Genomic DNA, 26124 nt, shown 5'->3' with positions numbered 1-26124 from the left:
GCGATCGGCCGGCCGTCGAGGTGCAGGCGCGCCACGCCGTCCTCACCCGCCATCACGCGGTACGGGGAGTCGGGATTGACCCGCACGGACACGACGGTACGGCGCAGCTCGTACGGCCCGCCGGTGAGCACCACCTCCTCCGGCGGGCGGCGCAGCGCGGCCGCGCCCAGCTCGGGGAGGGTGCGGTGGTCGAAGGAGAAGATGAAGTACGACTTCGGCTTGACCTCGCCGTCGTCGCCGTCGGTGAGCACCGACTCGTCGAACGCCATGCCACCGCGGAGCAGGTCTTCCTTGAGCACCGCCTCCCGAGGGATGTGCGGGAAGCGGCCCATGAGATCTTCGACAAGATCGGTGCGCGTGCGCATGGCCCCAAGACTGCCACCTCGCCCCGCCCATCCGCCCGAGCATCCGCCCCGCGTGTGCCGCCGGTCACGCTGTGCTTTACCTGTGTGGAGATTCGGATTCAACCGAAGCGCCGTTGCTCACGTACATATAAGGTCTTCGACGAGGAGGATGGGTTGGCGACGAAGCGCTCGGCGTGGCAGCTCCTGGAGGGCCACGCTTACTCGGCGACGGTGGATGGCAGAGTCAGCGTCGGGCTGGGCTTTGCCGCCGATGACCCGTACGCTGTCCACCTGATCGTCAGTGCCGACGCCACAGCCGCGTCGTGTTGGGTGTTCGCGCGCGACCTGTTGATCGCGGGTCTCACCGGTACGGCCGGGCAGGGTGACGTGCTGGTCGGCCTCCAGCCCGGCGGCACGGTGGTGAGCGTGGTGCTGCGCAACGGGCGGGACGTGCTCGGCATCGACCTGCCGCGGCTGCCGCTGTGCCGGTTCGCCGCGGACATGCTCGCGATCGTGCCCCGGGGGCGCGAGGGCGGATACGTCGACCTGGACGCGGAGCTGCGTTCGCTGCTCGCCTGAGCGTGCCACCCGCGACCGGCTGATTGGCGACTCAGTGGCACCGGGGGATGCGAGGGCTCGGCTGTTTGGCTAGCCTGTTCGCGATGAACGGACGGGGTCTGGTCGCGGCATTGGTGGGCTCGATGCTGGTGGCGGTGTCGGCGCCCGTTCCGGCTGGGGCCGCCCCCGTGAGGGCTGGGGCCGCTTTGGCGGCGGCCGTGCCCCTGCCGCGGCGGCCGTGCCTGTTCGGGCTGGGGCGGCGCCTGCGGTGCCTTGTCCCACGGAGAAGCTCTCGCCGCCTCCGCAGCGGCCACCGAAGCCGAAGGCGCCCGCGCTCGACCCTTCGCACGCCGCCGTTGGTGGCGAGGCCCTCGCGACCGACGGGCTGGCCATTCCCGAGGGTGCCGCCGCCCCGCCGAAGCTCACGGCAAGCACCTGGCTGGTCGCCGACCTCGACACGGGGAAGGTGCTCGGCGCCTGCCACGCACATGGGTACGAGACGCCGGCGAGCGTCCAGAAGGTGCTGCTCTCCGCCACGATGATCCCGAAGCTCGACCCCAAGCAGGTCGTCAAGGTGATCCGCGAGGATCTCGACATCGAGCCGGGCAGCTCGGCGGTGGGCTTGATCGAGGGCGGCAAGTACTCGATCGAGACCCTCTGGTACGGCCTCCTCTTCGACTCCGGCAACGACGCGGCCAACGTGCTGGCCCGGCTCGGCGGCGGCGACAAGGGCCGGGCCGGTGGCGTCGCCATGATGAACGCCGAGGCCCGCCACCTCGGCGCGCTACAGACCCACGCGGTCACGCCATCGGGGCTGGACGGGCCGGGGCAGTTCACCAGCGCGTACGACCTGGTGCTGATCGCCCGTGCCGCGTTCGCCCTGCCGGACTTCCGCAAGTACGTGGCGGCGAGGACCGCGAAGATCCCGCCCCAGCCCCCGAAGGACCCGCGCGGCTTCCAGATCCAAAACGACAACGGCCTGCTGGAGAAGTACCCGGGTGCGCTGGGCGGCAAGAGCGGCTTCACGACGCTGGCCCGGCACTCGTTCGTCGGGGCGGCCAAGCGCGGCGACCGTACGCTGGTGGCCGCTGTGCTCGGCGCCGAGGCCCGGCCGATCCGGGCCTCCGAGCAGACCGGCAAGCTGCTCGACTGGGGCTTCGCCCTGGGGCCGGACGCCTCGGTCGGCCGCTTGGTGGAGCCGGGCGAGACCGACCCCAAGCCCACCCCGACCGCGGACGGCCCGGGCGCGGACGCCGCCGAGGGAGCCGCGGCACGACCGTCGGACGGCCCGCCCGGCTCGTCCTTCGCCGCGGTGATCGGCCTGACGGTGGCGGTCGCGGCCGTGGTGCTCGTGATGCTGGTGGCCGCGACCCGCCGGCGCGCGGTGGTCCGGGCCCGCCAGGCCGCACTCGCCGAACGCCGCGCCGCCCCGGAGCGCCCCAGGGCCGCTCCCGGGGCCGCCCCGAAGCGCTCGCGTGGTGGTGGCGGTGCCGCTGGCCGGGATGACAGTGAGGACTGGTTGCACGAGGTGCGCCCCGCCGGCGGCGCTCAGCCGAGCCCGCGCGCCCCATCGGACGAGCGCCTGTGGGCACCGGAGGAGGGCGGACCGGCCGACGACCCGCGGCGCGGGGCGGGCGAGCGACCCCCACCGCCCGGACGCGGGGTGGCGAGCCGCGACAGCGGTCGGCCGCAGCGCGGCCCGGCCCGCCGTCCCGCACCGGGCTCCCGCGGCGCGGCGGGCAGCGACAAGCCGCTGGACCCACGCCGGGCGTCGGGGCGGGGTGATGTGCCGGATGGCCGTCGTGGTGCGGGCGGTCGCCGCGACGCTTCCGACCCAGGCCGCAGGCGGCCCGGTGACGTGCCGGACGAGCGCCGTGGTGAGGCGCCGGGCCCGAGTCGTGGGGCTGGGCGGGGTGACCTGGCCGACGGCCGGCGGCCTGGTGACGTGGCGGACGGACGTCGCGTGCCGGGACAGGGCGAAGTGTCCGGTGGGATCTACCGGCCGGCGGATCCTCGGCCGTCCGGAGACGGTGCGCGGCGCGGGCCGCGCCCGCCGTCGGGTCCGCGACCGGCAAGCGGGCGTGGCGCCCCGGACGACTACTACCCGCCGCCCGACTTCGAGCGCCCGGCCCGACCCGACGCTGGCGGGCGGGGTGACCGTGGGGCGCCCGGCCAGTGGGACGGCGGCTCCGACCTTCCCGGCGGACGCGTCCCCACGCCCCGCCAGCGGCCAACGGGCGGCTACCCGCAACCGGAGCGCCGGCCGCCTGCCCAGCGCCGCCCGGCCGCCGGCCAGCCCGTGGACGGCCGCAACGGACCGCCCGGCGACGGCACCTACGGACCGAGCGACCGCCGCCCCCGCCCGAGCGGCGACGGACGCACCCGCGGGCCGGCCGCCCCGGACTCCTACGGCCCCCGTCGCGACGACGGCTGACGCTGAGCGCCCGGCCGACTCGCTCTGCGGTGTGTGTGGTGCGCCCGGCCGGCGGCCGGCCGGGCGCACCACGCCGGGGTCAGCGGGACGCGGCCTTCTTGTACCGGTTGACCGCCAGCGGCACGAACACCACAAGCAGCACCGCCGCCCACGCCAGGCTCATGAGCACCGGGTGTTGCAGCGGCCACGCCTCTGGCGCGGGCACGGCCGGGTTGGTGTTGCCGAAGAGCTCGCGGGCCGCCTGGGTCACCGCGGACACCGGGTTCCACTCGGCGAACGCCTTCAGCGGGCCGGGCAGGTCGGTGACGCCGACGAACGTGTTGGCGATGAAGGTCAGCGGGAAGATGAAGATGAAGCTTGCGTTGTTGACCACCTCGGGGCTGCGCACCGAGAGCCCGACCACGGCGAAGACCCACGAGAACGCATACGCGAACAGCAGCAGCAACGCGAAGCCGCCCAGCGCCTCCAGCGGGGAGGAGTGGATGCGCCAGCCCACGATCAGGCCGGTCACCGACATCACGACGATGACGATGACGTTGCTGGCCAGGTCGCTGGTGGTGCGGCCGACCAGCAGGGCGGAGCGGGACATCGGCAGGGAGCGGAACCTGTCGACGATGCCCTTCTGGATGTCCTCGGCGAGGCCGTAGCCGGTGAGCGTCGAGCCGAAGAGCATCGTCTGGGTGAAGATGCCGGCCATCAGGTACTCCCGGTAGGAGACGCCGGGCACGTTGATCGCGCTGCCGAACACGTATGCGAAGAGCAGCACGAACATGATGGGCGACAGGGTGGTGAAGACCAGCAGGTCCGGCACCCGCCTGATCTTGATGAGGTTGCGCCGGGCGACGGTGAGGCCGTCACGGAACGGCTTGATGGCCGGACTGACCATGGTCTCCGTGGTCACGATGCCTCCTCTACGGCGTGGCCGGTCAGCGTCAGGAACACGTCGTCGAGGCTCGGGCGCCGCAGCCCCACGTCCAGCACCTTCACCGCCTCGGCGTCGAGCCGCCGCAGGCTCTCCATCAGCGCGGACGCGCCACCGGTCACCGGGACGGTGACGCGGCGGGCCGGCACGTCGACGGTGATCTCGCCGTTTGCCACCGGGGCGAGCACCGTGCGGGCGGTCTCGATGTCAGCCGGCGTGCTCACCGTCAGCTCCAGCCGCTCCCCGCCTACCTGGCTCTTCAGGTCGTCGGCCGTGCCGAGCGCGATCACCTTGCCGTGGTCGATCACCGCGATCTTGTTGGCCAGCTGGTCGGCCTCCTCGAGGTACTGCGTGGTCAGCAGCAGCGTGCTGCCGGACGCGACAAGCTCGGCGATCACGTCCCACATGCCGATGCGGCTGCGCGGGTCGAGGCCGGTGGTCGGCTCGTCGAGGAACAGCACCGGCGGCTGGGCGACGAGCGCACCGGCCAGGTCGAGCCGGCGCCGCATGCCCCCGAATACCCCTTTACCGGGCGGTCGGCGGCGTCCTCCAGGTCGAACCGCGCGAGCAGCTCCCGCGCCCGCTCCCGGCTCGCCTTCGCCCTGTAGCCGTAGAGGCGTCCCACCATGTCGAGGTTTTCGAAGCCGGTGAGGTACTCGTCGACCGCCGCATACTGCCCGGAGAGGCCGATCAGGCCGCGCAGGCGGGCGGCGTCGGCGACCACGTCGAGGCCGGCCACCCGGGCCCGGCCCGCGTCCGGCGTCAGCAGCGTGGTGAACACCCGCACCGCGGTGGTCTTGCCGGCCCCGTTGGGCCCCAGCAGGCCCATCACCGTGCCCTGCGGCACCGAAAGATCCAGGCCGTCGAGCGCCACCACAGAGCCATATTTCTTGACGAGGCCCTCTGCCTCGATCGCGATTTCCATCATCACCCCTTCCGGAACGGCCCCATCGTGCCGTACCCCTCTGACAGTTCGCGGGTCAATTTCTTCCGCGCCATCCGGGTAAGACCGCCCACACCCTGAGAATTCGTCGCTCGCGCGGGTAACGGTTGCGGGTACGGTGTCGGCCATGCAGATCGGGATCGTCGGTGCCACCGGCCAGGTCGGTGGCGTCATGCGGCGGGTGCTGGCCGAGCGTGCCTTCCCCGTCGACCGCCTCCGCCTCTTCGCCTCAGCCCGCTCCGCCGGCCGCCCGCTGCCGTGGGGCGACACGGAGGTCACGGTGGAGGACGCGGCCACGGCCGACTACCAGGGGCTCGACATCGTGCTCTTCTCGGCCGGGAAGAGCACGTCCAAGGAGCTGGCGCCCCGCGTGGCCGAGGCCGGCGCGGTCGTGATCGACAACTCCTCGGCCTGGCGGATGGACCCGGAGGTACCCCTGGTCGTCTCGGAGGTCAACCCCGAGGCCGCCGCCGACCGCCCCAAGGGCATCATCGCCAACCCGAACTGCACGACGATGGCCGCCATGCCGGTCCTGCGCCCGCTGCACGCGGAGTCCGGGCTGGTCAGCATGGTCGTCGCCACCTACCAGGCGGTGTCCGGCAGCGGCCTCGCCGGCGTGGCCGAGCTGGACGAGCAGGTGCGCAAGGTCGCCGACCGCGCGTCGGAGCTTGCCTTCGACGGCGAGGCGGTGCAGGTCCCGGCCCCGAGGGTGTATGCGCGGTCGATCGCGTTCAACGTGCTCCCGCTGGCCGGCTCGATCGTCGACGACGGCTCCGACGAGACCGACGAGGAGCAGAAGCTCCGCAACGAGAGCCGCAAGATCCTCGGCATCCCGGAGCTGAAGGTGGCCGGTACGTGCGTGCGGGTGCCGGTATTCACGGGACACTCGCTCCAGGTCAACGCCCGCTTCGCGGCGCCGCTCACGCCGGCGCGGGCCCGCGAGCTGCTCGCCACCGCCCCGGCGTCGAGCTCTCCGACGTGCCCACCCCGATCCAGGCGGCCGGCAAGGACCCGACGTACGTCGGCCGGATCCGCGCCGACGAGACGGTGGAGCACGGGCTGTCGTTCTTCTGCTCCAGCGACAACCTCCGCAAGGGCGCCGCGTTGAACGCCGTCCAGATCGCCGAGCTGGTCGGCAAGACGCTCTAGCGGATCATTTTCAAGATTTGAGCTACCGCGATGTCCGCGGTGGTCCGGACCGCTGCTCCCGCGGCCTCACCCTCCGCGACTCACGATCCCAACAACAGCGGTCGGGAACACCGCGGGGACGCGGTAGCTCATGTCTTCTGTCCCGGGTCGACCGGGCGCCAGGACAGCGGGGTGGAGAGGACCATCGTGCTGGACGGCTGCCCGTAGGGCGCGAGCCGGTCGATGATCGCCTCGAACTCCTCCATCGCGCCGGTCGCCACCTTGAGGATGCAGCAGGCGTCGCCGGTGACCCGGTGGATCTCCAGCACCTCCGGCCAGGCGGCCACATCCGGGTCGCGGAGCACGCACCGTGCGCCATAGCAGGACATCCGGATCACCGCGACCACGTGGCGGCCGGCCTTCGCGAGGTCGACGTGCGCGTGGTAGCCGGTCACCACACCGATGCGCTCCAGCCGCCGCACCCGCTCGGCCACCGCGGGCGGGGAGAGGTGCACACGGCGGGACAGCTCGCTGTACGACAGCCGGGCGTCCCGCTGTAGCTCGCGCAGGAGGGCCCAGTCCATCTCGTCCACCGGAACCAGACTAGGCGACCGCGCTCCGACCGCCCGGTCAGCCAAGCCGGCGGTCAGGCGATCGCCTTCAGCAGCTCCTGGCAGGCTTCCTCGCAGCGGCGGCAGGCCTCGGCGCAGATGCGGCAGTGCTCGTGCACCTTGGCGTGCCGTTCGCACTCGAGGGCACAGGTGGCGCAGACGGCGGCGCACGCCTGTACGGTCCGCAGCGCGACAACGGCGTCGAAACCGGTGGGCCGGGACAGCATCCGCCCGGTGGTCTCGCAGATGTCGGCGCAGTTGAGGTTCAGGGCGGCGCACCGGACGAGGTCGGCGACGATGTTGTCGGCGAGGCAGGCGTCCGCGCACGAGGTACAGGCCTGGGCACAGTCGAAGCACGCCTCGATACAGCGCGTCACCAGCTGCTGGTCGATGCCGGCCAGGCCATCCGGATGGGTTTCCAGCATTACGCCCGCGTGACCCATCGCACTCTCCTTCCGCTCGTGGGAGTTCTTCTCCGACGGGGTACCCGGCGGTCGCAGCGGGTAACTGGCCGGCGCAACCTCAACGAGCGGAACGACCCCCAGACCACACCAGCCCGGTCTGGTAGGCAATCACCACGAGCCGGGTGGTGGGTCGAAGATCTCCTCGGTCACCGAGTCGCCGGAAGATGGTCTCGATGTCGCCCCGAGCCAGGAGCCGGCTCTGTTCCGGGGTCATGCCACCTCCAGTTCCTGTGGGGCGACAAAGACGCCCCTCCCACGAAAGGCCGCGGGTGCGTGGACGATCGCGTCCACTCGCGCCGCCGGAGTGTTGAAGGGGAACCAGAACCGGGCGAGGCGGCGACCGTCGGCCCAGCTCGGACCGGCGTGGTGGTCACGGGCGGCCAGGTGCTCGGCCAGGGCGGCCAGAAATACGTCCCACCGTTCGTCGCCGGTGGAGTCCGGCTCGGTGACGAGCAAACTCGCGCGGACGTCCGGTGGCTCGTGCCGGTACTCCTCCAGGAACTCCGCGATCATCCGCCACCGGTACTCGTCGTCCGCGGCCGCCGAAAGGTGACCGGCCAGCTCGGCGAGTGTCATCGGCTGGTAGGGCACTGCGGGGCTCCATCCTGTCCATTTTCGGAGTACCGATAAGCATGTCATGGTCGGCCGCCACCTTTGGTGGTGCGCTCGATCTTCCCTTGGGGGCGATGACTACTACGGCTGGTAGTATTACAGTGTTCGTGTGTCGATCGATGGATGCTGGCCCGACGACCTCGCCGACCGGGTCGGGCTGATCGTGCGGGACGAGCGGGAGCGGCTCGCGCGGCGGCGGCCCGACCTGGACGCCGCCGACCTCGCGGCCGTCGAGGACACCCTCTGGCGGATCGCGGACCACCTGCTGCTGCGCCGCGCCCGCGAGGTCACGGTGGACCCGGTCGCCGCCGCCCGCCTGTGGGACGCCCCCGCCCGCCACTCCGGCTGAGCCCGGCCGCGAGTGTCAGCGGGTGCCCGCCGACGGACGCGACTCCAGGTGCGCGGCCACCACCGTCACCGCCACCAGCGCGGCCACCGCGACCGCCACCGCCGGTACCGGGGCGGGCGTCAGCGGCGCGAGCAGCGTCAGCGCGGCCGCCACCGGGTACGCCACGACGATCAGCCCCTGCTGGTGCGGGCGTATGTGCAGGACCCACACGCTGAGCAGGTACACCGCGACCGGCACCGCCACCGCGTAGCCCACGCCGACGCCGCCCAGGTGAGCCTTGTGGGTCTCGTGGTCGACGGCCACAGCGAGCCCGGCGCCCACGGCGGCGGCCGAGGAGAAGATCAGGTAGTGGCCGTACCCCCAGAAGAGCGAGACCCGCATGGACGTGAGCAGTCCGCTGGCCGGGCGGTCGAAGTACAGCCACCACATCGCGAACACGATCACCACGCCCGCGCCCCCGATCCACAGCAGCCCGCCGAGCTCCTCGTGCTCGTCGACCGCGCTCTGTAGGGCGACGCTCGCGGCCAGGATCGACTCGCCGAGCACGATGATCGTGAAGAGCCCGTACCGCTCGGCGATGTGCTCCGGGTGCCACGTGGTCTCCGCCACCCGCTCGGCCCAGATCGGCACCGCTATCTCGGCCAACACCAGCACCAGCAGGCCGGGGACGAGCAGGCTGTCCGGGAGCGCGAGGCGCAGCACCCAGCCGACCTGGATGATCGTGATGGCGATCGCGTACCGCCGGCCGCATGCCCGCCGCCCCGGATGCAGGTCGGTGCGGGCCACCCGCAGCCACTGCGCGACCAGCGCCAGCCGCATGATCACGTAGCCGATCGTGATCACCGTGAAGTCCGCGTCCGCGAACGCGCGCGGCACCCCGGCGGCCAGCACCAGCGCACCGGTGATCTGCACGAGCGTGGTGATGCGGTACACGTCGTCGTCTGTGTCGTAGGCGGAGGCGAACCAGGTGAAGTTCATCCAGGCCCACCAGATCGCGAAGAACACCATCAGGTAGCTCGGCACCGCGTGCAGGAGGTGGTCCTCGGCGACGTCGTGGTGCAGCTGGGCGGCGGCCTGGGCGACCGCGACCACGAAACACAGATCGAAGAAAAGCTCGAGCGGCGTCGACGCGCGGTGCGGCTCGTCGGGTTGGCGGGCCACCATCGGCCGGTACCAGGGCCGCTTGGCAGGCGTGTGCGTCACGGCGACACTCTAAGCCGCGGCGACGCCCCCAGGTCGCTCCGCCGCCACCCTGACCAGCGCGTCGAGGTAGACGCGGCGACCTCTCACAGGCGATCAAGACGCCGATCCGCCGTCAAGACAGACATTGAGCTATCTCTGTCCGCCGTGGTCCAGACCGCTGCTCCCGCGGCCTCACCCTCCGCGCTTCACAACCCAACCCGGCCACCGCGGCCTGTCCCGCGACGCGCGAGCGCCGCGAATCGCGAACGCCTGTTTCCCTTGATCTGGCTCTGCGACCGGACGCAATCCGGCAGATCATGGTATTAAACGGCCCCTCTGGGGCAGTTGCGTACCACGATCGCTGCGCGCTCCGATCCCATCGCGCCGATCAAGGCAATGGTCGTGGATGACCGGCACTGCTGGAGGGAGTACGGCCTTGATCGGTGGCTGCTCTGGTCGTCCGTGGCGATTCTTGGCCCCTGGAGGGGCAACTTTTCGCCACGGACGCAGCGCGACACGACGCTGCTTGCGTCTATCAAGGAAAGTCCCAGATCTAGGCGACTTTCTGTCGCCCTGGCGGCAAGAAGTCGACTAGATCGGGAGTTCATCGCGCCGCTGGCCGCTAGGCCGGCGGTGGGTGTGAAGCGCGGGGGTGAGGCTGCGGGAGCAGCGGTCCGGACCACCGCGGACGTCGCGGTAGCTCATATCTTCGTTCTTGAATTAATCTGTATCGCGATGGCGACCTTCGATGCCGCCCCTTAGTGGGAGAGGGGGCCGCTGTAGTCGTAGCGGATGAAGCCGTTGAATCGCGCGACCTTGTCGTAAAGGGTGCGGGCGGTGGTGTTGTCCGTCTTTGTGGTCCAGTAAAGGCGGGCGGCGCCTCTCGCGCGGGCCTTCGCCGCGACGTGCTCGATGAGTGCGCGGGCGGTGCCGCGGCCGCGGACCGTCTCGTCGACGAAGAGGTCCTGGAGGTAGCAATAGTCCGGCTGCCAGATCGTGGCGTGGAAGAGGTAGTGCGCGATGCCCACCAGGCGGCCGTCGAGCCGAGCGCCCGCGTCGTGCACGTCCTCCGGGCCGAGCAGGCGGCGCCACGTCCGTGCGTACCCCTCGTCGGGCACCGGTGTCTCGTAGAACGCCTTGTAGCCGCGGGCCAGCACCTCCCAGGCGGCGCGGTCCGCGGGCCCCAGCGGGCCGACCGTGATCATCGCGGACCACTATCCCACAGCCGCTCGCCCTTGTGCCGGCCTCGGGGACTGGTAAACATCGGATGTATGAGGATCGTCGCGCTGGACACTTACGACATCCGGTTTCCGACATCCAGGGAGCTGGACGGCTCTGACGCGATGAATCCCGATCCCGACTACTCGGCGTCGTACGTGGTGCTCCGCACCGACGCGCCGGACGGTCACGAGGGACACGGCTTCGCGTTCACCATCGGCCGAGGCAACGACGTGCAGTCCGCGGCGATCGCGGCACTCGCACCGTACCTGGTCGACCGCCCCCTGGAGGACACGCTCGACAACCTGGGCGGCGTGTGGCGGGAGCTGGTGCACGACTCGCAGCTGCGCTGGCTGGGCCCGGAGAAGGGCGTGATGCACATGGCGGTCGCCGCCGTGGTCAACGCGCTCTGGGACCTCAAGGCGAAGCGGGCCGGCCTGCCGCTGTGGCAGCTGCTCGCCCGCATGTCGCCCGAGGAGCTGGTCGACCTCGTCGACTTCCGGTACCTGAGCGACGCGCTCACCCCGGACGAGGCCCTCGACATCCTGCGCCGCGCGGTGCCCGGCCGCGCCGAGCGGGAGGAGGCGCTGCTGACCTCCGGCTTCCCCGCCTACACCACGTCGCCCGGCTGGCTGGGGTACGACGACGACAAGCTCCGCCGCCTCTGCAAGGAGGCCATCGAGCAAGGCTTCAAGCAGGTCAAGCTGAAGGTGGGCGACGACCTCGCGGACGACATACGGCGGATGCGGATCGCCCGCGAGGTGTGCGGCCCGGACGTGCGCATCGCCATCGACGCCAACCAGCGCTGGGACGTGGGCCCGGCGGTCGAGTGGGTGCGCGCGCTGGCCGAGTTCGAGCCGTGGTGGGTGGAGGAGCCGACCAGCCCCGACGACGTGCTCGGCCACGCCACGATCGCCCGCCAGATCTCGCCGATCGGGGTGGCCACCGGCGAGCACGTGCAGAACCGCATCGTCTTCAAGCAGCTGCTCCAGCTCGACGCCGTGTCGTACGTGCAGATCGACGCGGCCCGGGTCGCCGGCGTCAACGAAAACGTGGCGATCCTGTTGCTGGCCGCCAAGTACGGGGTCCCGGTCTGCCCGCACGCCGGCGGTGTCGGCCTGTGCGAGCTGGTCCAGCATCTGTCCATGTTCGACTTCGTGGCCGTGTCGGCGAGCATGGACGACCGGGTCATCGAGTACGTGGACCACCTGCACGAGCACTTCGTCGACCCGGTCGTGGTGCGCGACGGCCGGTACGTCACGCCGACCACACCCGGATTCAGCGCTACCATGCGGCCCGAGACGCTGGCCGCCTACGCCTATCCTGACGGTCCAATATGGAAGCTCCCTGAGGTGGAGGGACGATGAACGACTTCAAGGGGCTGCACGCTGCCGTCACCGGCGGCGCGTCCGGCATCGGGCTGGCCACGGCACAGCTGCTCGCCGCCCGGGGGGCTCGCGTGGCGTGCCTCGACCTGAAGCCCGAAGGGCTACCCGAGCCCTTGCTGGGCTTCGGCGCCGACGTGCGCGACGACGCGTCGGTGCGCGCCGGGGTCGCCGCGGCGGCGGATGCGCTCGGCGGCCTCGACGTGCTCGTCAACAACGCCGGGATCGGCGCGCAGGGCACCATCGAGACCAACCCCGACGACGACTGGCTGCGCGTGCTCGACGTGAACGTCGTCGGCATCGTGCGGGTCTCCCGGGCCGCGCTGCCGTACCTGCGCGCGTCGGAGCACGCCGCGATCGTCAACACCTGCTCGATCGCGGCCACCGCCGGCCTGCCCGCGCGGGCGCTCTACAGCGCGAGCAAGGGCGCCGTGCAGTCGCTGACCCTGGCGATGGCCGCCGACCACGTGCGCGAGGGCATCCGGGTCAACTGCGTGAACCCCGGCACCGTCGACACGCCGTGGGTGCGCCGCCTGCTCGACACCGCGGCCGACCCCGAGGCCGAGATCGCCGCGCTCCGCGCCCGGCAGCCCACCGGCCGCCTGGTCAGCGCCGAGGAGGTGGCCGCCGCTATCGCGTACCTCGCCAGCCCGGCCGCCGGCTCCACCACCGGCACCGTCCTCGCCGTCGACGGTGGCATGCAGGGCCTGCGCCTGCGCCAGCCCTGACGCGAAAAAACATCGGAGGTTCTGCGTGAGCGAGCTTGCGTCAGCGTCGGCAAACGGCGCTGGCCGCACCACCGGACGGCCGTTCGAGCGGATCGCGCTGCACACCCGGCTGAAGCCGGGCAAGGAGAGCGAGTACGACGAGGTCCACGCGACGATCCCGGCGGAGCTCGACGCCGCGCTGCGGGCGGCCGGCGTGCACAGCTGGCGGATCTGGCGCGACGGCCGCGACCTCTTCCACGTGGTCGAGGTCGAGGACTACAAGAAGATGCGTGACACGCTCCGCGAGCACCCGGCCAACCTGCCGTGGCAGGCCCGGATGGCCGAGCTGCTGGAGGTCGAGGACGACTACTCCGGCACCGACTCCGGGATCAAGCCGGTGTGGGAGCTGCCGTGACGCTGTCGCTGGGGCGGCTGGGCCTTGGTTGCGCCCAGCTCGGCAACCTGTACCGCGAGGTGGACGACGCCACCGCCGCCGAGACGGTGGCCGCCGCCTGGGACGCCGGTGTCCGCTACTTCGACACCGCACCGCACTACGGGCTCGGCCTCTCCGAGCGCCGGCTCGGCGCCGCGGTCCGCGCCTTCCCCCGCGCGCAGTACGTGCTCAGCACCAAGGTCGGCCGCCGGCTCGTGCCCGACCCGGAAGGCGCCGGCCGCCGCGACAGCGAGGGCTTCGCGGTGCCCGCCGACCACCGCCGGGTGTGGGACTTCACCGCCGAGGGGTACGCCGCTCGCTCGACGAGAGCCTCGCCCGCCTCGGCCTCGACTGGGTCGACCTGGTGCTGATCCACGACCCCGAGGATCACCTGGCGGCGGCGGTGGACGAGGCGTACCCGGCCCTCGCCGACCTGCGCTCCCAGGGCGTCGTGCGCGCGATCGGAGTGGGCAGCAAGAGCGGGGAGGCGCTGCACCGGTTCGCCCGCGACACCGACGTCGACTTCGTCATGATCGCCGGCCGGTACACGCTGCTCGAACAGCCCGCCCTCGACACGCTGCTGCCGGAGTGCGAGCGCCGTGGCGTGCGGGCCATCCTCGCGGGCGTCTTCAACAGCGGGCTGCTCGCCGAGGACCGGCCGCACGAGGGGCTGCCGTACGAGTACGGGGCCGCGCCGTCCACCGTGCTCGACCGGGCCCGCGCGCTCGCCGCCGCCTGCGCCCGGCACGGCACGTCGCTGCCCGGCGCGGCGATCGCGTTCGCGGCCGCGCATCCGGCGGTGGCGTCCGTGGTGGTCGGGGCACAGGACGCCGACCAGGTACGCCGCAACGCCGCCCTCGCCGACGCCGACCCGCCACCCAAGGAGCTGTGGGCCGACCTCGTCGCCGAGGGGTTGCTCCGCCCCGACGCCCCGGTGCCCGGAGCCGTCAAGTGATCATCGACGCGCATCACCACCTTTGGGGCGCCGACCAGGGGTACACGTGGCTGGACGCACCCGAGCTGGCCCCGATCCGGCGCACGTTCGGCCCCGCCGACCTGGACGCGGCGGTCGGGGGAGCGACGTCATCCGTACCGTCCTCGTGGAGGGCGGCCGCTGCGATACGGGCGAGGCGGAGCTGCTGCTCGCGTACGCGAAGGAGTCCATGCTGATCGCCGGTGTGGTCGCCTGGGCCGACCCGGCCGATCCGGCGCTCGCCGACGTCCTCGCCGGCTATCGGGCCCTGCCCGGCGGCGACCGGCTCGTCGGCATCCGGTCACAGGTGCAGGCGGAGCGGGATCCCGGCTATCTCGACCGGGCTGACGTGCGCCGCGGCCTCCGTACCATCGCGGCTGCTGGACTCCCGTTCGACCTGGTGTTGCGCGCGGACCAGCTCACCGCGGCGGCCCGCCTCGCCGGCGACCTGCCGGAGGTCCGCTTCGTGCTCGACCACCTCGGCAAGCCCTCGATCGGCGACGCCGCCGCCGGCTTCGGCCGGTGGCGCGGCCCTCTCGCGGCGCTCGCCGCCCACCCCAACGTGACCGCGAAGCTCTCCGGCCTGGTGACCGAGGCCGACTGGGACCGGTGGACGGTGGGTGACCTCGCCCCGTTCGTGGCGGTGGCGGTCGACGCGTTCGGTGCCGACCGGGTGATGTGGGGCTCGGACTGGCCGGTGTGCCTGCTGGCCGCCTCCTACGGTCGGGTGAAGGAGGCCCTGGCCGACGCTCTGCCGCCGCTGAGCGCGGCCGAGCGGGCCGCGGTGTTCGGCGGGACAGCGGTACGGACGTACGATCTACGTCCCTAGGGTCTGTATCAAAGAGTTTGTCGGTGCGAGCCGGAGTCCAGACGGTGTCCGGTGGTGGCGGGCGCAAGGTCGCATACCGGTGTTGTATGTGGCCTTACGGTCGACGCCGCCGGGCGCCGTCTGGGCCCGGCGCAGCCCGGCAAAGAATTTGATACAGACCCTAGGGTCAACCTGGCGGGGCTGCGGGGGCCGAGGACGACCGGCGGCCCTCGAAGGAGGCGACAGATGGCGGTCACCGACGAGGCGATCGAGAAGATCAAAGGCATGATCGTGTCGGGGGAGATGCGCCCCGGTGACCGGCTGCCACGCGAGGCGGACCTGGCCGAGCGGCTGGGCCTGTCCCGCAACTCACTGCGCGAGGCGGTCAAGGCGCTCTCCCTGATCCGGGTGCTCGACGTGCGCCAGGGCGACGGCACGTACGTGACGAGCCTCGCGCCCGGCCTCCTGCTCGACGCGCTGAGCTTCGTGGTCGACTTCCACCGCGACGACACGGTGCTGGAGTTCCTCGAGGTGCGGCGGATCCTCGAGCCGTCGGCCACCGCCCTCGCCGCCCAGCGGATGACCGACGACGACATCGACGGGCTGCGCACGGTGCTGGCCGAGCTCGGCGAGGACCCGACCATCGACGCGCTGGTCGCCAACGACCTGGACTTCCACCGGCGGATCGCGGCCGGCTCCGGCAACAACGTGCTCTGCTCGCTGATCGACAGCCTCTCCGGCCCCACCACCCGCGCCCGGATCTGGCGCGGCCTCACCCAGGAGGGCGCGGTCGCCAAGACCCGCGAGCAGCACGCCGCGATCCTGGAGGCCATCGCCACCCGCCAGCCCGAGCTGGCCCGCTCCTGGGCGACCGTGCACGTGGCCGGCGTCGAGGATTGGCTCCGCAGGGCGCTTTAGACATATTTCCCCGGTCCGCGTCAGTTGCGGACCGTATGCTCCCGCGGGCACCGCTCCGGCCGGCGGCTCGCTAGCGCTCGCCGAATTCCCCGCCCTCCGCTGCCAGCTCCGCGCAACAAGCCCATCCGCCGCCTGCCCGTGGAGCGGTCCAGGCCGCTGCTCCGCGCGTGGTCTACGACCAACCCGGGCCGGCGTGGCCGGCGGTGAGGCCGCAGCGCACTGGCGCACGCGAATGCGCAGAGCTGGCGAATGTTGACCGCTTGTCTCCCGCGATCGGCGCGCGCTTCGATCCCGTCGCGCCGATCAGGGCGATGGTCGTGGACGGCCGGCGCAGTCGAATGGGGGGCGCGGCCTTGATCGGTGGGTGCTCTGGTCGTCCGTGGCGATTCGTTGCCCCTGGAGAGGCTGTCGCAAAATCGCCAGATTCGCATGAAGTGAGGGTCGCGTTGACCCTCACTGGCCGCCGTTCGGCGGCCAGCGGCGGACACAGCCGTGTTTTTCTACGCACACGCTGTAGTCGGGCAATTTTGCAACAGGCTCTGGAGGGGCAATTTCTCGCCACGGACGCGGCGCGGTAGGGCGCTGCTTGCATCGATCAAGGAAGTCCCCTAGCCCCAGACCGCCCTAGGGCCTTCGGTGTCAGGGTTGGTGCGGTCGTTCTGTGTCGTTCGGGGTTGTGGTTACCCCATTTCTTGCCTCCGGCGGGGATCTCCGGCCTCCGGGATGGGGTAGTGCCGTCCCGTCGGTCCTCGACCCGTTATGAGCAGAGCGGGCCAACGCCCGGGGCGCCAGCATTTGTGCTGTTTGTGCTGGTTTGTGGGTATGGCGCCCCGGGCGTTGGCCTGCTCCAAGAACTAGCGGGTCGAGGGCCGACGGGACGGCACTGAAGGGGATGTGTGGCCCGCGCCGAATCTTGAGCCACCGCAATGTCCGTCTGTCGCTGTGTCGCGAGGGGTGGCTTTGTGAGGACTTATGCCTGCCCCGGCAGCAGCGCGGGGCTTGGCTCGCGAGCACTTGCTCCGTTCCCCTCCAGGACGCGGCCCACGCGCGACGCATCGGTCGGAGCCGACGCGTGGGCACACCCCTCCCATGGCCCGGGAGGCAGCAAAATCCCTGTTTTGCCTGCCTCAACCGTCGTGGGAGGCAGCAAAATCAGGGATTTTGTTTGGATCATGATTGGCGTCGAGGTGGTGCGGCCCCTATTTGGCTTGGGGTTGCGGTTGCGCTTCTTTTTTGCGTTCGGCGAAAGTGGTCCGGGCGACGGGAGGGCACCGAGAGGTGTGGCCTGCGGCGGATCTTGAGCGCTCAGCGGGTTCCGTCGCACTTGCGCCCTTGATCGGCGCTACAGCCGGATGCCATCCAGCCGATCGTGGCGAGTCGCCGTGCCCAACAGTCGCCGTAGGGGACAGCCGAGCACCACGCTCCGTCAACGCACTGATGCGCGGTGGCCGCGGGGGCGGTGGGGCTTGGTGCGCGGGGCTGGCAGTGGAGGCCGGGGTTTCGGGGAGCGCTAGCGAGCCGCCGGCCGGAGCGGTGCCCGCGGGAGCATGCGGTCCGCAGGTGACGCGGACGGGGGAATATCTGCTTGATTGGCTTTGACTTCGCGTGCGCTCGAACTTTTACCGTCATCGTCATGGATACCGTTGCACTGGGAAACACGGGTGAGCAGGTAAGCCAGTTTGCCCTGGGTGCCATGCTGATGGGCACCCGCACCAGCGAAGCCGACTCCTTCGAGATCCTCGACGGGTACCTCGCGGCGGGCGGCAGCTTTATCGATACCGCCAACTGCTATGCGTGGTGGCCCGGCCCCGGTAACCGGGGTGGGGAGAGCGAGGCGCTGCTCGGCCGCTGGTTCGCGAAGCGCGGCCGGCGTGACGACGTATTCCTCGCCACCAAGGGGAGCGCGTGGGTCGAGCGCGCCGAAGAGGTGCGCGGCGCGCGGTGGGATGTTGTGGAGAAGGAGTACGAGGGCGCCGGCGGGGACACGCTCCGCCGGGCGGTCGACGACAGCCTGCGCCGCCTCGGCACCGACCACATTGACCTGTACTACGTGCACGTCGACGACCGGAACACGCCGATCGAAGAGACGCTCCAGGCGCTCGACGAGATGGTCACGGCCGGCAAGCTGCGGTACATCGGCTGGTCCAACGTGCGCACGTGGCGGCTGGAGCGGGTGCGGCAGATCGCCGAGCGGAACGGCTGGGCGGCGCCGGTCGCCCTCCAGCAGCAGCACAGCTACCTGCGGCGGCGGGCCGGGCTCTCGCACGGGTCCATCGTGGACGACGAGCAGCTGGACTTCCTGCGTGCCAACCCGGAGGTCACGCTCGTCGCGTACTCGCCGATCCTCAAAGGCATCTACGACGACCCGGAGAAGCGGCGCGGGCACGACATGATGGCCGCGTACGAGGGGCCGGACGCCGAGGCGCGGCTGGCGGTGCTCACCGAGCTGGCGGGGGAGTTGGGCGTCACTCCGAACCAACTCGTCCTCGCCTGGCTGCTGCACCAGACGGACCCGGCGATGGTGGCGCTCTTCGGGCCGCGCACGGTGCCGCAGTTCGAGGCGGGGCTGCCGGCGCTCGACATCAAGCTCGACGAGACCCAGCTGGCTCGGCTGGACGCGGCCGGCGCGTAACGGGGGTGGGTCCGGCGGCCGGGCTCGGGACCTGGGCCCGGCCGCCGGATTCGGTTACCCGCAAGGGTTGCCGTTGAGGGTGAACGCGGTCGGCGCCGGCTGCGCGCCGCCCGGTGTACCCAGGAAGCCGAACTCCACCGTCGCGCCCGGCGCGATCGTGCCGTTCCAGCCCGCGTTCCGGGCCGAGGCGGCGGAGCCGCTCTGTGTGATGCTCGCGTTCCAGGCGCTGCCGACCCGCTGCGAGCCGGGGAACGTCCAGCCGACCGTCCAGCCGTTCACCGGCGCGGTGCCGGTGTTGGTGAGCTTCAGGGTGGCCCGGAAGCCGGTGCCCCAGACCTGCGTCTCGTACGTGATGCGGCAGGCGGCCGGCGGCGTGACCCGGCCGAAGGACAGCTTGTGCAGCTGGCCGGGCAGGTCGTTGACCATGTAGAACTCGCCGTTCGAGTCGACGCCGAGGCTGGTCGGCTGGACGGTGTCGAGCGTGGCCACCTTCAGGCTCTGGTGACTGCCGTCGGCCTGCTTGCGGATCGCCCACACCGAGGCGGAGCAGTAGTCGGTGGCGAAGTAGGTGCCGCCGGCGATGTCCGCGAACTGGGTGCCGCGGTACACGAAGCCGCCGATCACCGCGCAACCGTCCACAGAGGTCTGGTGCACGTGGGCCGGCTCGACGTACGTCTCACCGGCGATGCACCGTGCCGCGTTGAAGACCACCCGGCCCTCGCGGCAGGACCAGCCGAGGTTGGCGCCGCCCTGGGTCGCGCCGAGGTGGTTGACCTCTTCCCAGGTGCCCTGCCCGACGTCCGCGATCCACAGCGAGTTGTCGCCGCCGCTGCGGGTGTCGAAGGAGAAGCGCCACGGGTTGCGCAGGCCCCACGTCCAGATCTCCGGGCGGGCGCCGGCGCGGCCGACGAAGGGGTTGTTCGCCGGCACGCAGTACGCCTGGGTGCCACAGGTCCGGCTCACGTCCAGCCGCACGATCTTGCCGAGCAGCGTGCCGAGGTTCTGCCCGCTGGCGAGCACGTCGTCCGCCGCGCCGCCGTCGCCGAGGCTCCAGTACAGGTAGCCGTCGCCGCCAAACGCGACCTGGCCGCCGTTGTGGTTGGAGAACTCGCTGTGCGCCTGGGTCAGGATCACCTGCTCGCTGGCCGGGTCGCCGAGGCGCACCCGGGAGAGGGTGAGCGTGCCGTCGGGGAGCGCGGTGTACGCCACGTACACCGTCTGGGTGGTGGCGAAGTTGGGTGCCGGCGCGATGCCGAGGAGGCCGCGCTCGTTGCCAGATATATCGATCTTCGAGCCGATGTCGAGTACGGGGGCCGCGGCCAGGCCGGTGGTGGGGTCGTACAGCCGCACGGTGCCGACCTTCTCGGTGATGAGCAGTCGACCACTGTCGATACCGACGACCGCGGTGGGGCGCTGGAGCCCGAACGCGACCTGGGTGCTGGTGACGGTGATCTGGTCGAGAGGAAGTGCGGCCTGAGCGGGGGCCGCGGCGGCAAGCGGGACGATGGCGGCCACCGCCGCCAGGCCCGCAAGCCATCGAGATCTAAACATATTCACTCCGATCGTTGACCGCACGATAGCACTCGATAATTATGTATGGACATCAAACTATCTAGCGGTCGCCGGGCGAGGTCGCGCGAGCATGCGAAGGAGCATGATGAGACGTGCAGTCCTGACGTCCGCCGCCGTCGTGGCGTCGCTGGCCGGTGGCCTCCTGGTCGCCACGTCCGCCGAAGCGGCGGTGGCCTGCCGGGTGACCTACTCGGTCGGCTCGCAGTGGAGCGGCGGTTTCAGCGCGAACGTCGGCATCACCAACCTCGGCGACCCGGTCAACGGGTGGCGGCTCACCTGGTCGTTCCCGTCCGGGCAGTCGGTGGCGCAGGCGTGGAACGCGACGGTCACCCAGAGCGGAGCCGCGGTCACCGCGACAAACGCCAGCTGGAACGGTTCGCTCGCCACGAACGGCACGGCGTCGTTCGGCTTCAACGGCCAGTTCAGCACGACGAACACGAACCCGTCGGCGTTCTCCCTCAACGGGGTGGTGTGTACCGGGTCTGCCGGAACCCCTACCGCTTCCCCGCCCACATCTGCTCCCGTGGCCGGCTGGAACCCACCGTCCAACCTGGTCACACCGCTGAACGAGGTGTGGGCACACCAGGAGCAGACGTACAACAACGGCAACCTGTACGGGTTCCGCAACTACGGCTGGGACCAGCTCCTGGCCAACCGCGGGTACATCAACTACTGCGTGCGGTGGGACTCGACCGCGACCGTGACGGCCCAGCTGCGGGACGAGATCCACGCGGCCCTGGCACGGCAGTACAAGAAGTGGATGGACGTGATGGTCGGCCACAACAACTGGCCGTACACGAACGTGCCCGTGCGGGTGGTCGGCTGGGCGGTGCGGGACCGCGCGCAGCTACAGTGGACGGACAGCTCGGTCGACATCTACGTCAACAACATCCGCGAGAACGCTCCACAGTGCTCGGAGCCCTGCGGTCGCTTCTTCAACCAGAGCGGCACGTACCCCAACTGCCCCGGCGGCGCGGCCCGGCACTACGACCACTCGCTCTGGCTGACCGACGGCTTCGGCGGCGGCGCCGGTGGTGACTGGGGCCAGCGGATGGGCCGCGAGTACTTCGTCAACGCCCGCAACGCGGACAGCATCACCATCTTCCTGCACGAGCTGGGGCACACGTACGGGCTGGACGACTTCTACGACTGGACCCCGACCGGCCAGTGCTGCTTCATCATGAAGGCCGGCAGCTCCGGGACCATCACCGAGTTCGACCGCTGGATGTTCCGCGACTGGTGGCGCCACCTTAAGTCCCGCTACGGCTACTAGAAACAGAACTATCCAAGATGGAGATTTGAGCTACCGCGATGTCCGCGGTGGTCCGGACCGCTGCTCCCGCGGCCTCACCCTCCGCGTTGGTTCGGCCGGAGGCAGCGCCGCGCCTTAGTGGCGTGGGGCTGCCTCCGGTGCCGGGCGGTCGGCGTCCGTTGCGGCGGCGCGGGCGGCGTCTAGGACGGTCGTTACCGGTATGCCGGTGGTGCGGGCGGCGGATAGCGCGTCGTCGTACTCGGGCTGGGCCGTTACGACCTCGTCGCCGAGGAAGGCGCGCTTCACGCGGACCTCGCCGCCCGCCACCGGGACCGTCAGCGTGTCGCGGCGTAGTGCGCGGCGGCTGACCGGGTGGACGCGTACGCCCAGCGTGGTGGTCCAGGTGAAGACGACGCGGCAGACCAGGTCGACCCGGGGCGCGTCGGCGAGCACGGTCAATACCTGGCCCGGCCGGCCCTTGCGCATCAGGGCGGGTACGCACCAGGCGTCCGCCGCGCCGATGGACCTCAGCTCCTCCAGGAGGTCGGGCCACACGCGCGGGTCGAGGTCGTCCACTGTGGCCTCGACCTGGAAGAGCTCGGCCTCGATCCAGTCCGCCGCACCGTCCGAAGTGGAGGCCGCGGTGCCGACCAGCACGCGGAGCACATTCGCGTGACCGGGTGGGTCGGCGGTCCCCGCACCCACGCCGACCGACGACGGGGTCATCGCCGGCGGTGGACCCCATGCCGTGACGAGCGTCGTCAGCAGCGCGGCGCCCGTCGGGGTGCACAGCTCCATCGTCGCGGTGTGGGCGGCGATCGGTGCGCCGGCCACGGTCAGCAGCTCGGCCACGGCGGGACCGGGTACCGGCAGCGGGCCGTGCGCCGTGCGGACCGTGCCCGAGCCGACCGCGACCGGCGACACCACGCGAACCGCGTCGTCCAGCAGGCCCAGGTCGTGCAGGGCGAGCGCGCAGCCGGCCACGTCGGCGATCGCGTCCAGCGCGCCGACCTCGTGGAAGTGCACCTCGTCCACCGTGGACCCGTGTACCCGCGCCTCCGCCTCGCCGAGCCGGGTGAAGACCGCGACGGCGAACTCGCGCGGCGGTCCCGACAGGCGCGACAGGACGGCGAGCACATCGGACAGTCCACGGTGGACATCCGTGGCCGGCGCACCAACCCGTACGTGCGAGGCGCGGAAGCCGTGTCGCCGGACGGGGGAGACCTCGACGGAGATCGGCAGGTCCAGGGTGGCCAGCCCGGCGCGGACCACGTCGAGCGAGGCACCGGCGTCCAGCAGCGCGGCCAGGAGCATGTCGCCGGCGGCGCCGTTCGAAGCGTCCACCCAGAGCGAGCGCCTCACCGCGCCCGCCGCGCGATCCGGGCGGCCGCGACGCCGGCGCCGAAGCCGTTGTCGACGTTCACGGTCAAGACGCCCGGCGCGCAGCTGTTGAGCGTGGCCAGCCAGGCGGTGAGGCCGTCCATGTGCCAGCCGTACCCGACGCTCGTCGGCACCGCGATCAGCGGGGCGCCGGTGAGGCCGCCGATGACCGACGGTAGCGCCGCCTCCATGCCGGCCACCGCGACGATCACGTCGGCCGTGTCGATGCGGTCACGCTGGGCGAGCAGGCGGTGCAGCCCGGCGACGCCCACATCGAGGATCATGTCGGGTTCGGCGCCGAAGACCTGTACCGTCGTGACGCACTCCCGCACGACCGGCATGTCGGCCGTGCCGGCACCGACCACGGCGACCCGCCCGTGGGGTGTGCGCGGCTTGCCAAGCACCGCCGTGCGGGCCACCTCGTCAAGGTCGGCCTCGGGCAGGTCGGCGCGGACCCGGGCGACGGCGTCGTCGTCCAGGCGAGTGGCGAGCACGGCGCCCTCGGGGTGTGCCTCGTGCAGCGCGCGGAGCGCGGCCACCACCTGTAGCGGAGTCTTGCCCCGCCCGAAAACCACCTCCGGGTCGCCGGTGCGAGCGGCGCGCTGCAGGTCGAGGCGGGCGAAACCGAGATCCGCGATCTCTGCCCCGCCCCCGTATGGGTACCGTTCACTCATGCTGCCCCCCTACACGGCCGACCGCCTGGTCACCGAAATCGCAGGATACGGCCGGACGCTGGTCGCGTTCTCCGGCGGCGTCGACTCCAGCGTGGTCCTGGCCGCCGCGGCCCGGGCGCTGGGCCCCGCCGGGGTGGCGGCCGTCACGGCGGTGTCCGCCGCGGTGCCGGCGGCGGAGGTGGCCGAGGCGGCCGAGTTCTGCGCCCGGCTGGGCGTGACGCACCACGCCGTGGAGACGCGCGAGATGGACGTGGCCGGCTACCGGGAGAACGGGCCGCGCCGCTGCTACTTCTGCAAGAGCACGCTGCTCGACACCGCCCGGCGGGTGGCCGCCGAGCACGGGTTCGACGCGGTTGCCACCGGTACCAACGCGTCCGACGTCGCGGCCGGCTTCCGGCCCGGCATCCGCGCGGCGGCCGAGCGCGGCGCGCGTACCCCATTGGCTGATCTTGGGCTGGACAAGGCGGCGGTCCGCGCGCTCGCGCGGGCCTGGGACCTGCGGACCGCGGAGAAGCCCGCGGCGGCGTGCCTGTCCAGCCGCATCGCGTACGGCGTGGCGATCACACCCGCCCGCCTGGCCCGGGTGGAGCGCGCGGAGGTCGCCGCGCGCCGCCTGCTCGCCGCCCATCATGTCCATAATGTCCGGGTACGGGACCTCGGCGCCACCGCCCGCCTCGAAGTGGACGCCCACCTGGTGGACGCCGCCCGCGACGACGCCGCCCTGCACGCGGCGATCCGGGCGGCCGGCTTCGACGGGGCGCAGGTGGCGGTGGAGCCGTTCCGCTCCGGCTCGATGAACGAGATGCTCGCCGACCCGGAGCGGTGGCGCCGGGCCTAGCGCCTGTCAAGGCCGAGTCGAGGGTCACTCTGGATGGATGGACCCGGGTGGATTGGGGTACGGATGGGACCGTGCTGCGTTCCGGAGTGTCCCTCGACGACCGATACCGCCTAGACGAACGCGTCGCCACCGGTGGGATGGGCGACGTGTGGCGGGCGACCGACCTGACCCTCGGCCGCACGGTCGCGGTCAAGGTGCTGCTGCCCAGCCTGTCGGCCGACCCGGGGTTCGGAGCGCGCTTCCTGGCCGAGTCGCGGATGCTCGCCGCCGTACGCCACCCCGGCGTCGTCCAGGTGTACGACCGAGGCGAGTGCGAGCTCCCCGAGGGCGGGCGCGCCACGTACCTGGTGATGGAGTTCGTCGACGGCGAGCCGCTCTCCGCGCGCATATCCCGCGAGGAGCGGCTGCCCCCGGCCGTCGCGATGCGGATCGTGGCCGAGGCGGCCCAGGCCCTCGACGCGGTACACGAGGGCGGCATCGTCCACCGCGACGTCAAGCCCAGCAACCTGATGCTCCGCCCGGACGGGCGCGTGGTGCTGCTCGACTTCGGCGTGGCTCGCTCGGCCGCCGTCACCAGCGTCACCGGCACCAATGCGGGCGTGCTCGGCACCGCCCTCTACATGGCCCCCGAGCAGGCCCGCCGCCAGCCCGTGACGCCGGCCACCGACGTGTACGCGCTCGGCGCCGTCGCCTACCACGCGATCGCCGGCCACCCGCCCTTCATGGGGGACAACCCGGTCGCGGTCGCGATGATGCACCTCGACACGCCGCCGCCCGAGCTGCCCGCGGACGTACCGCCGGCGGTGCGCGCCGTGGTGCTGCGGGCGCTGGAGAAGGAGCCGGCCGACCGGTACGCGACTGGCGCCGCCCTTGCCTCGGCGGCGCTCTCCGCGGTCGGTGCCGCCCCGTTGGACTCGACGGCCGAGCTGCCGGACGACCCGGATGCGACCGCGCCGGTCGGGTTCGCCGGCAACGGGCGGATCAACGGCGTGGGCCGGGCCGGCGTCCCGGTCGCGCCCCCGCCGCACTCCGGGAGACCGGTGCGCTGCCGCCCGTACACCCCGGCGGCGGTGGCAACCGGCGCCGGAACGCGGCCATCGCGGGAGTGCTCGTCGGCGTCGCGGCGCTGGCGCTTGTCGCGCTCCTGGTCTTCCTGCCGGAGAGCGGCAACTCGCCACCGGCGGGCGGCGTCAACTCGACCGCGCCGTCCGCCACCGCCGGGGCCACGAACGGCCCGGCGCCGCAGGAGCAGCCGGATCGCCCGCGCGACACCGGTGTCGCGACGCCGAGTAATGCTCCTACTACCGAGGGTGCGACCGGCGAGCCGGAGCAGAGCGAGGAGGCGGCGACCCCGCCGGCCGGCGAGCCGACCGCGCCGGACGAGCCGGAGCCCAGCGTTAGCGAAGGTGGCGAGCCCTCGCAGCCCGCCGCGGACGGCACACCGCCGCCCGACGCGGAGGGCACACCCGGGGCGGCGGGCTGACGTAGCGGCCCGGCGGGACCCGGCCACACATGCCGGCGTGATAGCGTCCCGGGCGTCATGGCCACCCAGACCATCGGCGCTGTCGAGCGCACCGACGCCTCCGCCGCTCCGCCGCCGGCTCGGCCGGCGCGCTGGTGGCGACGCCTGCCCGATCCCATCGTCTGCGCGGTTGTGGTTGCCATCGCCGCGTTCGCCGTGCTCGGCATCGGCTCCCCCCTGTGGGGGCGCACGACGCTCGTCGAGACAGGGTTGCTCAACCATGTGAGTCCGTATTCCGACGGCCAGCTGCGGAACATCGGGCAGC

At 71.8% G+C, this 26124-nt stretch carries 22 protein-coding genes and 3 pseudogenes; 15 read left to right on the top strand and 10 right to left on the bottom strand.

Annotated elements, in window-relative coordinates; genetic code table 11:
* The first annotated feature begins 518 nt into the window (after window positions 1-518).
* Entirely contained in the window at window positions 519-923 is a 405-nt protein-coding gene (locus Pflav_RS17835; protein ID WP_173037167.1) for an SsgA family sporulation/cell division regulator, read from the top strand.
* A 217-nt stretch (window positions 924-1140) separates the two neighbouring features.
* Window positions 1141-2298 (top strand): annotated as a pseudogene (locus Pflav_RS45755) (D-alanyl-D-alanine carboxypeptidase family protein); the annotation flags it as partial.
* A 1117-nt stretch (window positions 2299-3415) separates the two neighbouring features.
* Here the strand turns inward: Pflav_RS45755 and Pflav_RS17825 are convergent.
* Entirely contained in the window at window positions 3416-4237 is an 822-nt protein-coding gene (locus tag Pflav_RS17825; RefSeq protein WP_232071554.1) for an ABC transporter permease, read from the bottom strand.
* Window positions 4234-5183: pseudogene (locus tag Pflav_RS17820) on the bottom strand (ATP-binding cassette domain-containing protein). The gene Pflav_RS17825 and the pseudogene Pflav_RS17820 overlap by 4 nt, the downstream one beginning before the upstream one ends.
* Before the next feature lie 145 nt (window positions 5184-5328).
* Between Pflav_RS17820 and Pflav_RS17815 the strand changes: the two are divergent.
* Window positions 5329-6350, top strand: a pseudogene (locus Pflav_RS17815) (aspartate-semialdehyde dehydrogenase).
* Between the two features lie 128 nt (window positions 6351-6478).
* On the opposite strand, the gene Pflav_RS17810 reads toward Pflav_RS17815, so the two are convergent.
* The 3 genes from Pflav_RS17810 to Pflav_RS17800 all read right to left on the bottom strand — a co-directional run bounded on the left by Pflav_RS17810 (window position 6479) and on the right by Pflav_RS17800 (window position 7995).
* A complete protein-coding gene (locus Pflav_RS17810) occupies window positions 6479-6922 on the bottom strand; it encodes an Lrp/AsnC family transcriptional regulator (protein ID WP_173037166.1) in 444 nt (147 codons plus the stop codon).
* Between the two features lie 53 nt (window positions 6923-6975).
* Entirely contained in the window at window positions 6976-7383 is a 408-nt protein-coding gene (locus Pflav_RS17805) for a four-helix bundle copper-binding protein (RefSeq protein ID WP_173037165.1), read from the bottom strand.
* Window positions 7384-7614: 231 nt separating this feature from the next.
* Complete coding sequence (locus Pflav_RS17800) at window positions 7615-7995, bottom strand: hypothetical protein (protein WP_173037164.1); 381 nt, start codon at window positions 7993-7995, stop codon at window positions 7615-7617.
* A gap of 130 nt (window positions 7996-8125) precedes the next feature.
* Between Pflav_RS17800 and Pflav_RS17795 the strand changes: the two genes are divergently transcribed.
* Complete coding sequence (locus Pflav_RS17795) at window positions 8126-8365, top strand: hypothetical protein (protein WP_173037163.1); 240 nt, start codon at window positions 8126-8128, stop codon at window positions 8363-8365.
* A gap of 15 nt (window positions 8366-8380) precedes the next feature.
* On the opposite strand, the gene Pflav_RS17790 is transcribed toward Pflav_RS17795, so the two are convergent.
* A complete protein-coding gene (locus tag Pflav_RS17790; protein ID WP_232071552.1) occupies window positions 8381-9568 on the bottom strand; it encodes a low temperature requirement protein A in 1188 nt (395 codons plus the stop codon).
* A 737-nt stretch (window positions 9569-10305) separates the two neighbouring features.
* Window positions 10306-10752, bottom strand: a complete 447-nt coding sequence (locus Pflav_RS17785; RefSeq protein ID WP_173037162.1) for a GNAT family N-acetyltransferase — start codon at window positions 10750-10752, stop codon at window positions 10306-10308.
* Between the two features lie 66 nt (window positions 10753-10818).
* Here Pflav_RS17785 and Pflav_RS17780 point away from each other — a divergent pair, with 66 nt between their 5' ends.
* From Pflav_RS17780 to Pflav_RS17750, 8 genes are all read left to right on the top strand, one after another.
* A complete protein-coding gene (locus Pflav_RS17780; protein ID WP_173037161.1) occupies window positions 10819-12132 on the top strand; it encodes an L-fuconate dehydratase in 1314 nt (437 codons plus the stop codon).
* Window positions 12129-12878 (top strand): SDR family NAD(P)-dependent oxidoreductase, encoded by a 750-nt coding sequence (locus tag Pflav_RS17775; RefSeq protein ID WP_173037160.1) that lies wholly within the window; start codon window positions 12129-12131, stop codon window positions 12876-12878. Before Pflav_RS17780 ends, Pflav_RS17775 begins: the two co-directional genes overlap by 4 nt.
* 25 nt (window positions 12879-12903) lie before the next feature.
* The gene (locus Pflav_RS17770; protein ID WP_197938612.1) at window positions 12904-13272 is read left to right on the top strand and encodes an L-rhamnose mutarotase; all 369 of its coding nucleotides are present in this window, start codon (window positions 12904-12906) and stop codon (window positions 13270-13272) included.
* A complete protein-coding gene (locus Pflav_RS47475; protein WP_173032634.1) occupies window positions 13269-13661 on the top strand; it encodes an aldo/keto reductase in 393 nt (130 codons plus the stop codon). The genes Pflav_RS17770 and Pflav_RS47475 overlap by 4 nt, the downstream gene beginning before the upstream one ends.
* Entirely contained in the window at window positions 13577-14245 is a 669-nt protein-coding gene (locus Pflav_RS45750) for an aldo/keto reductase (protein ID WP_269474516.1), read from the top strand. Before Pflav_RS47475 ends, Pflav_RS45750 begins: the two co-directional genes overlap by 85 nt.
* A 46-nt stretch (window positions 14246-14291) precedes the next feature.
* Complete coding sequence (locus tag Pflav_RS17760) at window positions 14292-15092, top strand: amidohydrolase family protein (RefSeq protein ID WP_332107765.1); 801 nt, start codon at window positions 14292-14294, stop codon at window positions 15090-15092.
* Window positions 15093-15317: 225 nt separating this feature from the next.
* Window positions 15318-15989 (top strand): FadR/GntR family transcriptional regulator, encoded by a 672-nt coding sequence (locus Pflav_RS17755; RefSeq protein ID WP_173037158.1) that lies wholly within the window; start codon window positions 15318-15320, stop codon window positions 15987-15989.
* A 1633-nt stretch (window positions 15990-17622) separates the two neighbouring features.
* Window positions 17623-18621: an aldo/keto reductase gene (locus Pflav_RS17750; RefSeq protein WP_173037157.1), complete on the top strand. Its 999-nt coding sequence runs from the start codon at window positions 17623-17625 to the stop codon at window positions 18619-18621.
* A 54-nt stretch (window positions 18622-18675) separates the two neighbouring features.
* Here the strand turns inward: Pflav_RS17750 and Pflav_RS17745 are convergent, their stop codons facing one another.
* Window positions 18676-20172, bottom strand: coding sequence for a PQQ-dependent sugar dehydrogenase (locus tag Pflav_RS17745; RefSeq protein ID WP_173037156.1), 1497 nt, complete (start codon window positions 20170-20172; stop codon window positions 18676-18678).
* 106 nt (window positions 20173-20278) lie between these two features.
* On the opposite strand from Pflav_RS17745, the gene Pflav_RS17740 reads away from it, so the two are divergent.
* Window positions 20279-21466 (top strand): cellulose-binding domain-containing protein, encoded by a 1188-nt coding sequence (locus Pflav_RS17740; RefSeq protein ID WP_232071548.1) that lies wholly within the window; start codon window positions 20279-20281, stop codon window positions 21464-21466.
* Window positions 21467-21580: 114 nt separating this feature from the next.
* On the opposite strand, the gene larC is transcribed toward Pflav_RS17740, so the two are convergent.
* On the bottom strand, window positions 21581-22789 hold the full coding sequence (gene larC / locus Pflav_RS17735; RefSeq protein ID WP_197938611.1) for a nickel pincer cofactor biosynthesis protein LarC: 1209 nt from the start codon (window positions 22787-22789) through the stop codon (window positions 21581-21583).
* Window positions 22790-22803: 14 nt separating this feature from the next.
* Window positions 22804-23499, bottom strand: a complete 696-nt coding sequence (gene larB, locus Pflav_RS17730; protein WP_173037154.1) for a nickel pincer cofactor biosynthesis protein LarB — start codon at window positions 23497-23499, stop codon at window positions 22804-22806.
* Here larB and larE point away from each other — a divergent pair.
* Both larE and Pflav_RS17720 read left to right on the top strand, forming a co-directional pair.
* Window positions 23498-24337: an ATP-dependent sacrificial sulfur transferase LarE gene (larE, locus tag Pflav_RS17725; protein ID WP_173037153.1), complete on the top strand. Its 840-nt coding sequence runs from the start codon at window positions 23498-23500 to the stop codon at window positions 24335-24337. The two genes, larB and larE, sit on opposite strands and share 2 nt — an antisense overlap.
* A gap of 71 nt (window positions 24338-24408) precedes the next feature.
* Window positions 24409-26085, top strand: a complete 1677-nt coding sequence (locus tag Pflav_RS17720; protein WP_173037152.1) for a serine/threonine-protein kinase — start codon at window positions 24409-24411, stop codon at window positions 26083-26085.
* Window positions 26086-26124: the final 39 nt, after the last annotated feature.

The sequence above is a fragment of the Phytohabitans flavus genome (assembly GCF_011764545.1).
Classification (GTDB): domain Bacteria; phylum Actinomycetota; class Actinomycetes; order Mycobacteriales; family Micromonosporaceae; genus Phytohabitans; species Phytohabitans flavus.
This window is presented reverse-complemented; position numbering and strand designations above follow the sequence as displayed.

Excerpts from the sequence above, each read along its gene's own strand:
- Pflav_RS17805 (WP_173037165.1), bottom strand. The coding sequence starts at position 7,383 with ATGGGTCACGCGGGCGTAATGCTGGAAACCCATCCGGATGGCCTGGCC.
- Pflav_RS17785 (WP_173037162.1), bottom strand. The coding sequence starts at position 10,752 with ATGATCACGGTCGGCCCGCTGGGGCCCGCGGACCGCGCCGCCTGGGAG.
- Pflav_RS17780 (WP_173037161.1), top strand. The coding sequence starts at position 10,819 with ATGAGGATCGTCGCGCTGGACACTTACGACATCCGGTTTCCGACATCC.
- Pflav_RS17775 (WP_173037160.1), top strand. The coding sequence starts at position 12,129 with ATGAACGACTTCAAGGGGCTGCACGCTGCCGTCACCGGCGGCGCGTCC.
- Pflav_RS17755 (WP_173037158.1), top strand. The coding sequence starts at position 15,318 with ATGGCGGTCACCGACGAGGCGATCGAGAAGATCAAAGGCATGATCGTG.
- Pflav_RS17750 (WP_173037157.1), top strand. The coding sequence starts at position 17,623 with ATGGATACCGTTGCACTGGGAAACACGGGTGAGCAGGTAAGCCAGTTT.
- Pflav_RS17745 (WP_173037156.1), bottom strand. The coding sequence starts at position 20,172 with ATGTTTAGATCTCGATGGCTTGCGGGCCTGGCGGCGGTGGCCGCCATC.
- Pflav_RS17740 (WP_232071548.1), top strand. The coding sequence starts at position 20,279 with ATGAGACGTGCAGTCCTGACGTCCGCCGCCGTCGTGGCGTCGCTGGCC.
- larE (WP_173037153.1), top strand. The coding sequence starts at position 23,498 with ATGCTGCCCCCCTACACGGCCGACCGCCTGGTCACCGAAATCGCAGGA.
- larB (WP_173037154.1), bottom strand. The coding sequence starts at position 23,499 with ATGAGTGAACGGTACCCATACGGGGGCGGGGCAGAGATCGCGGATCTC.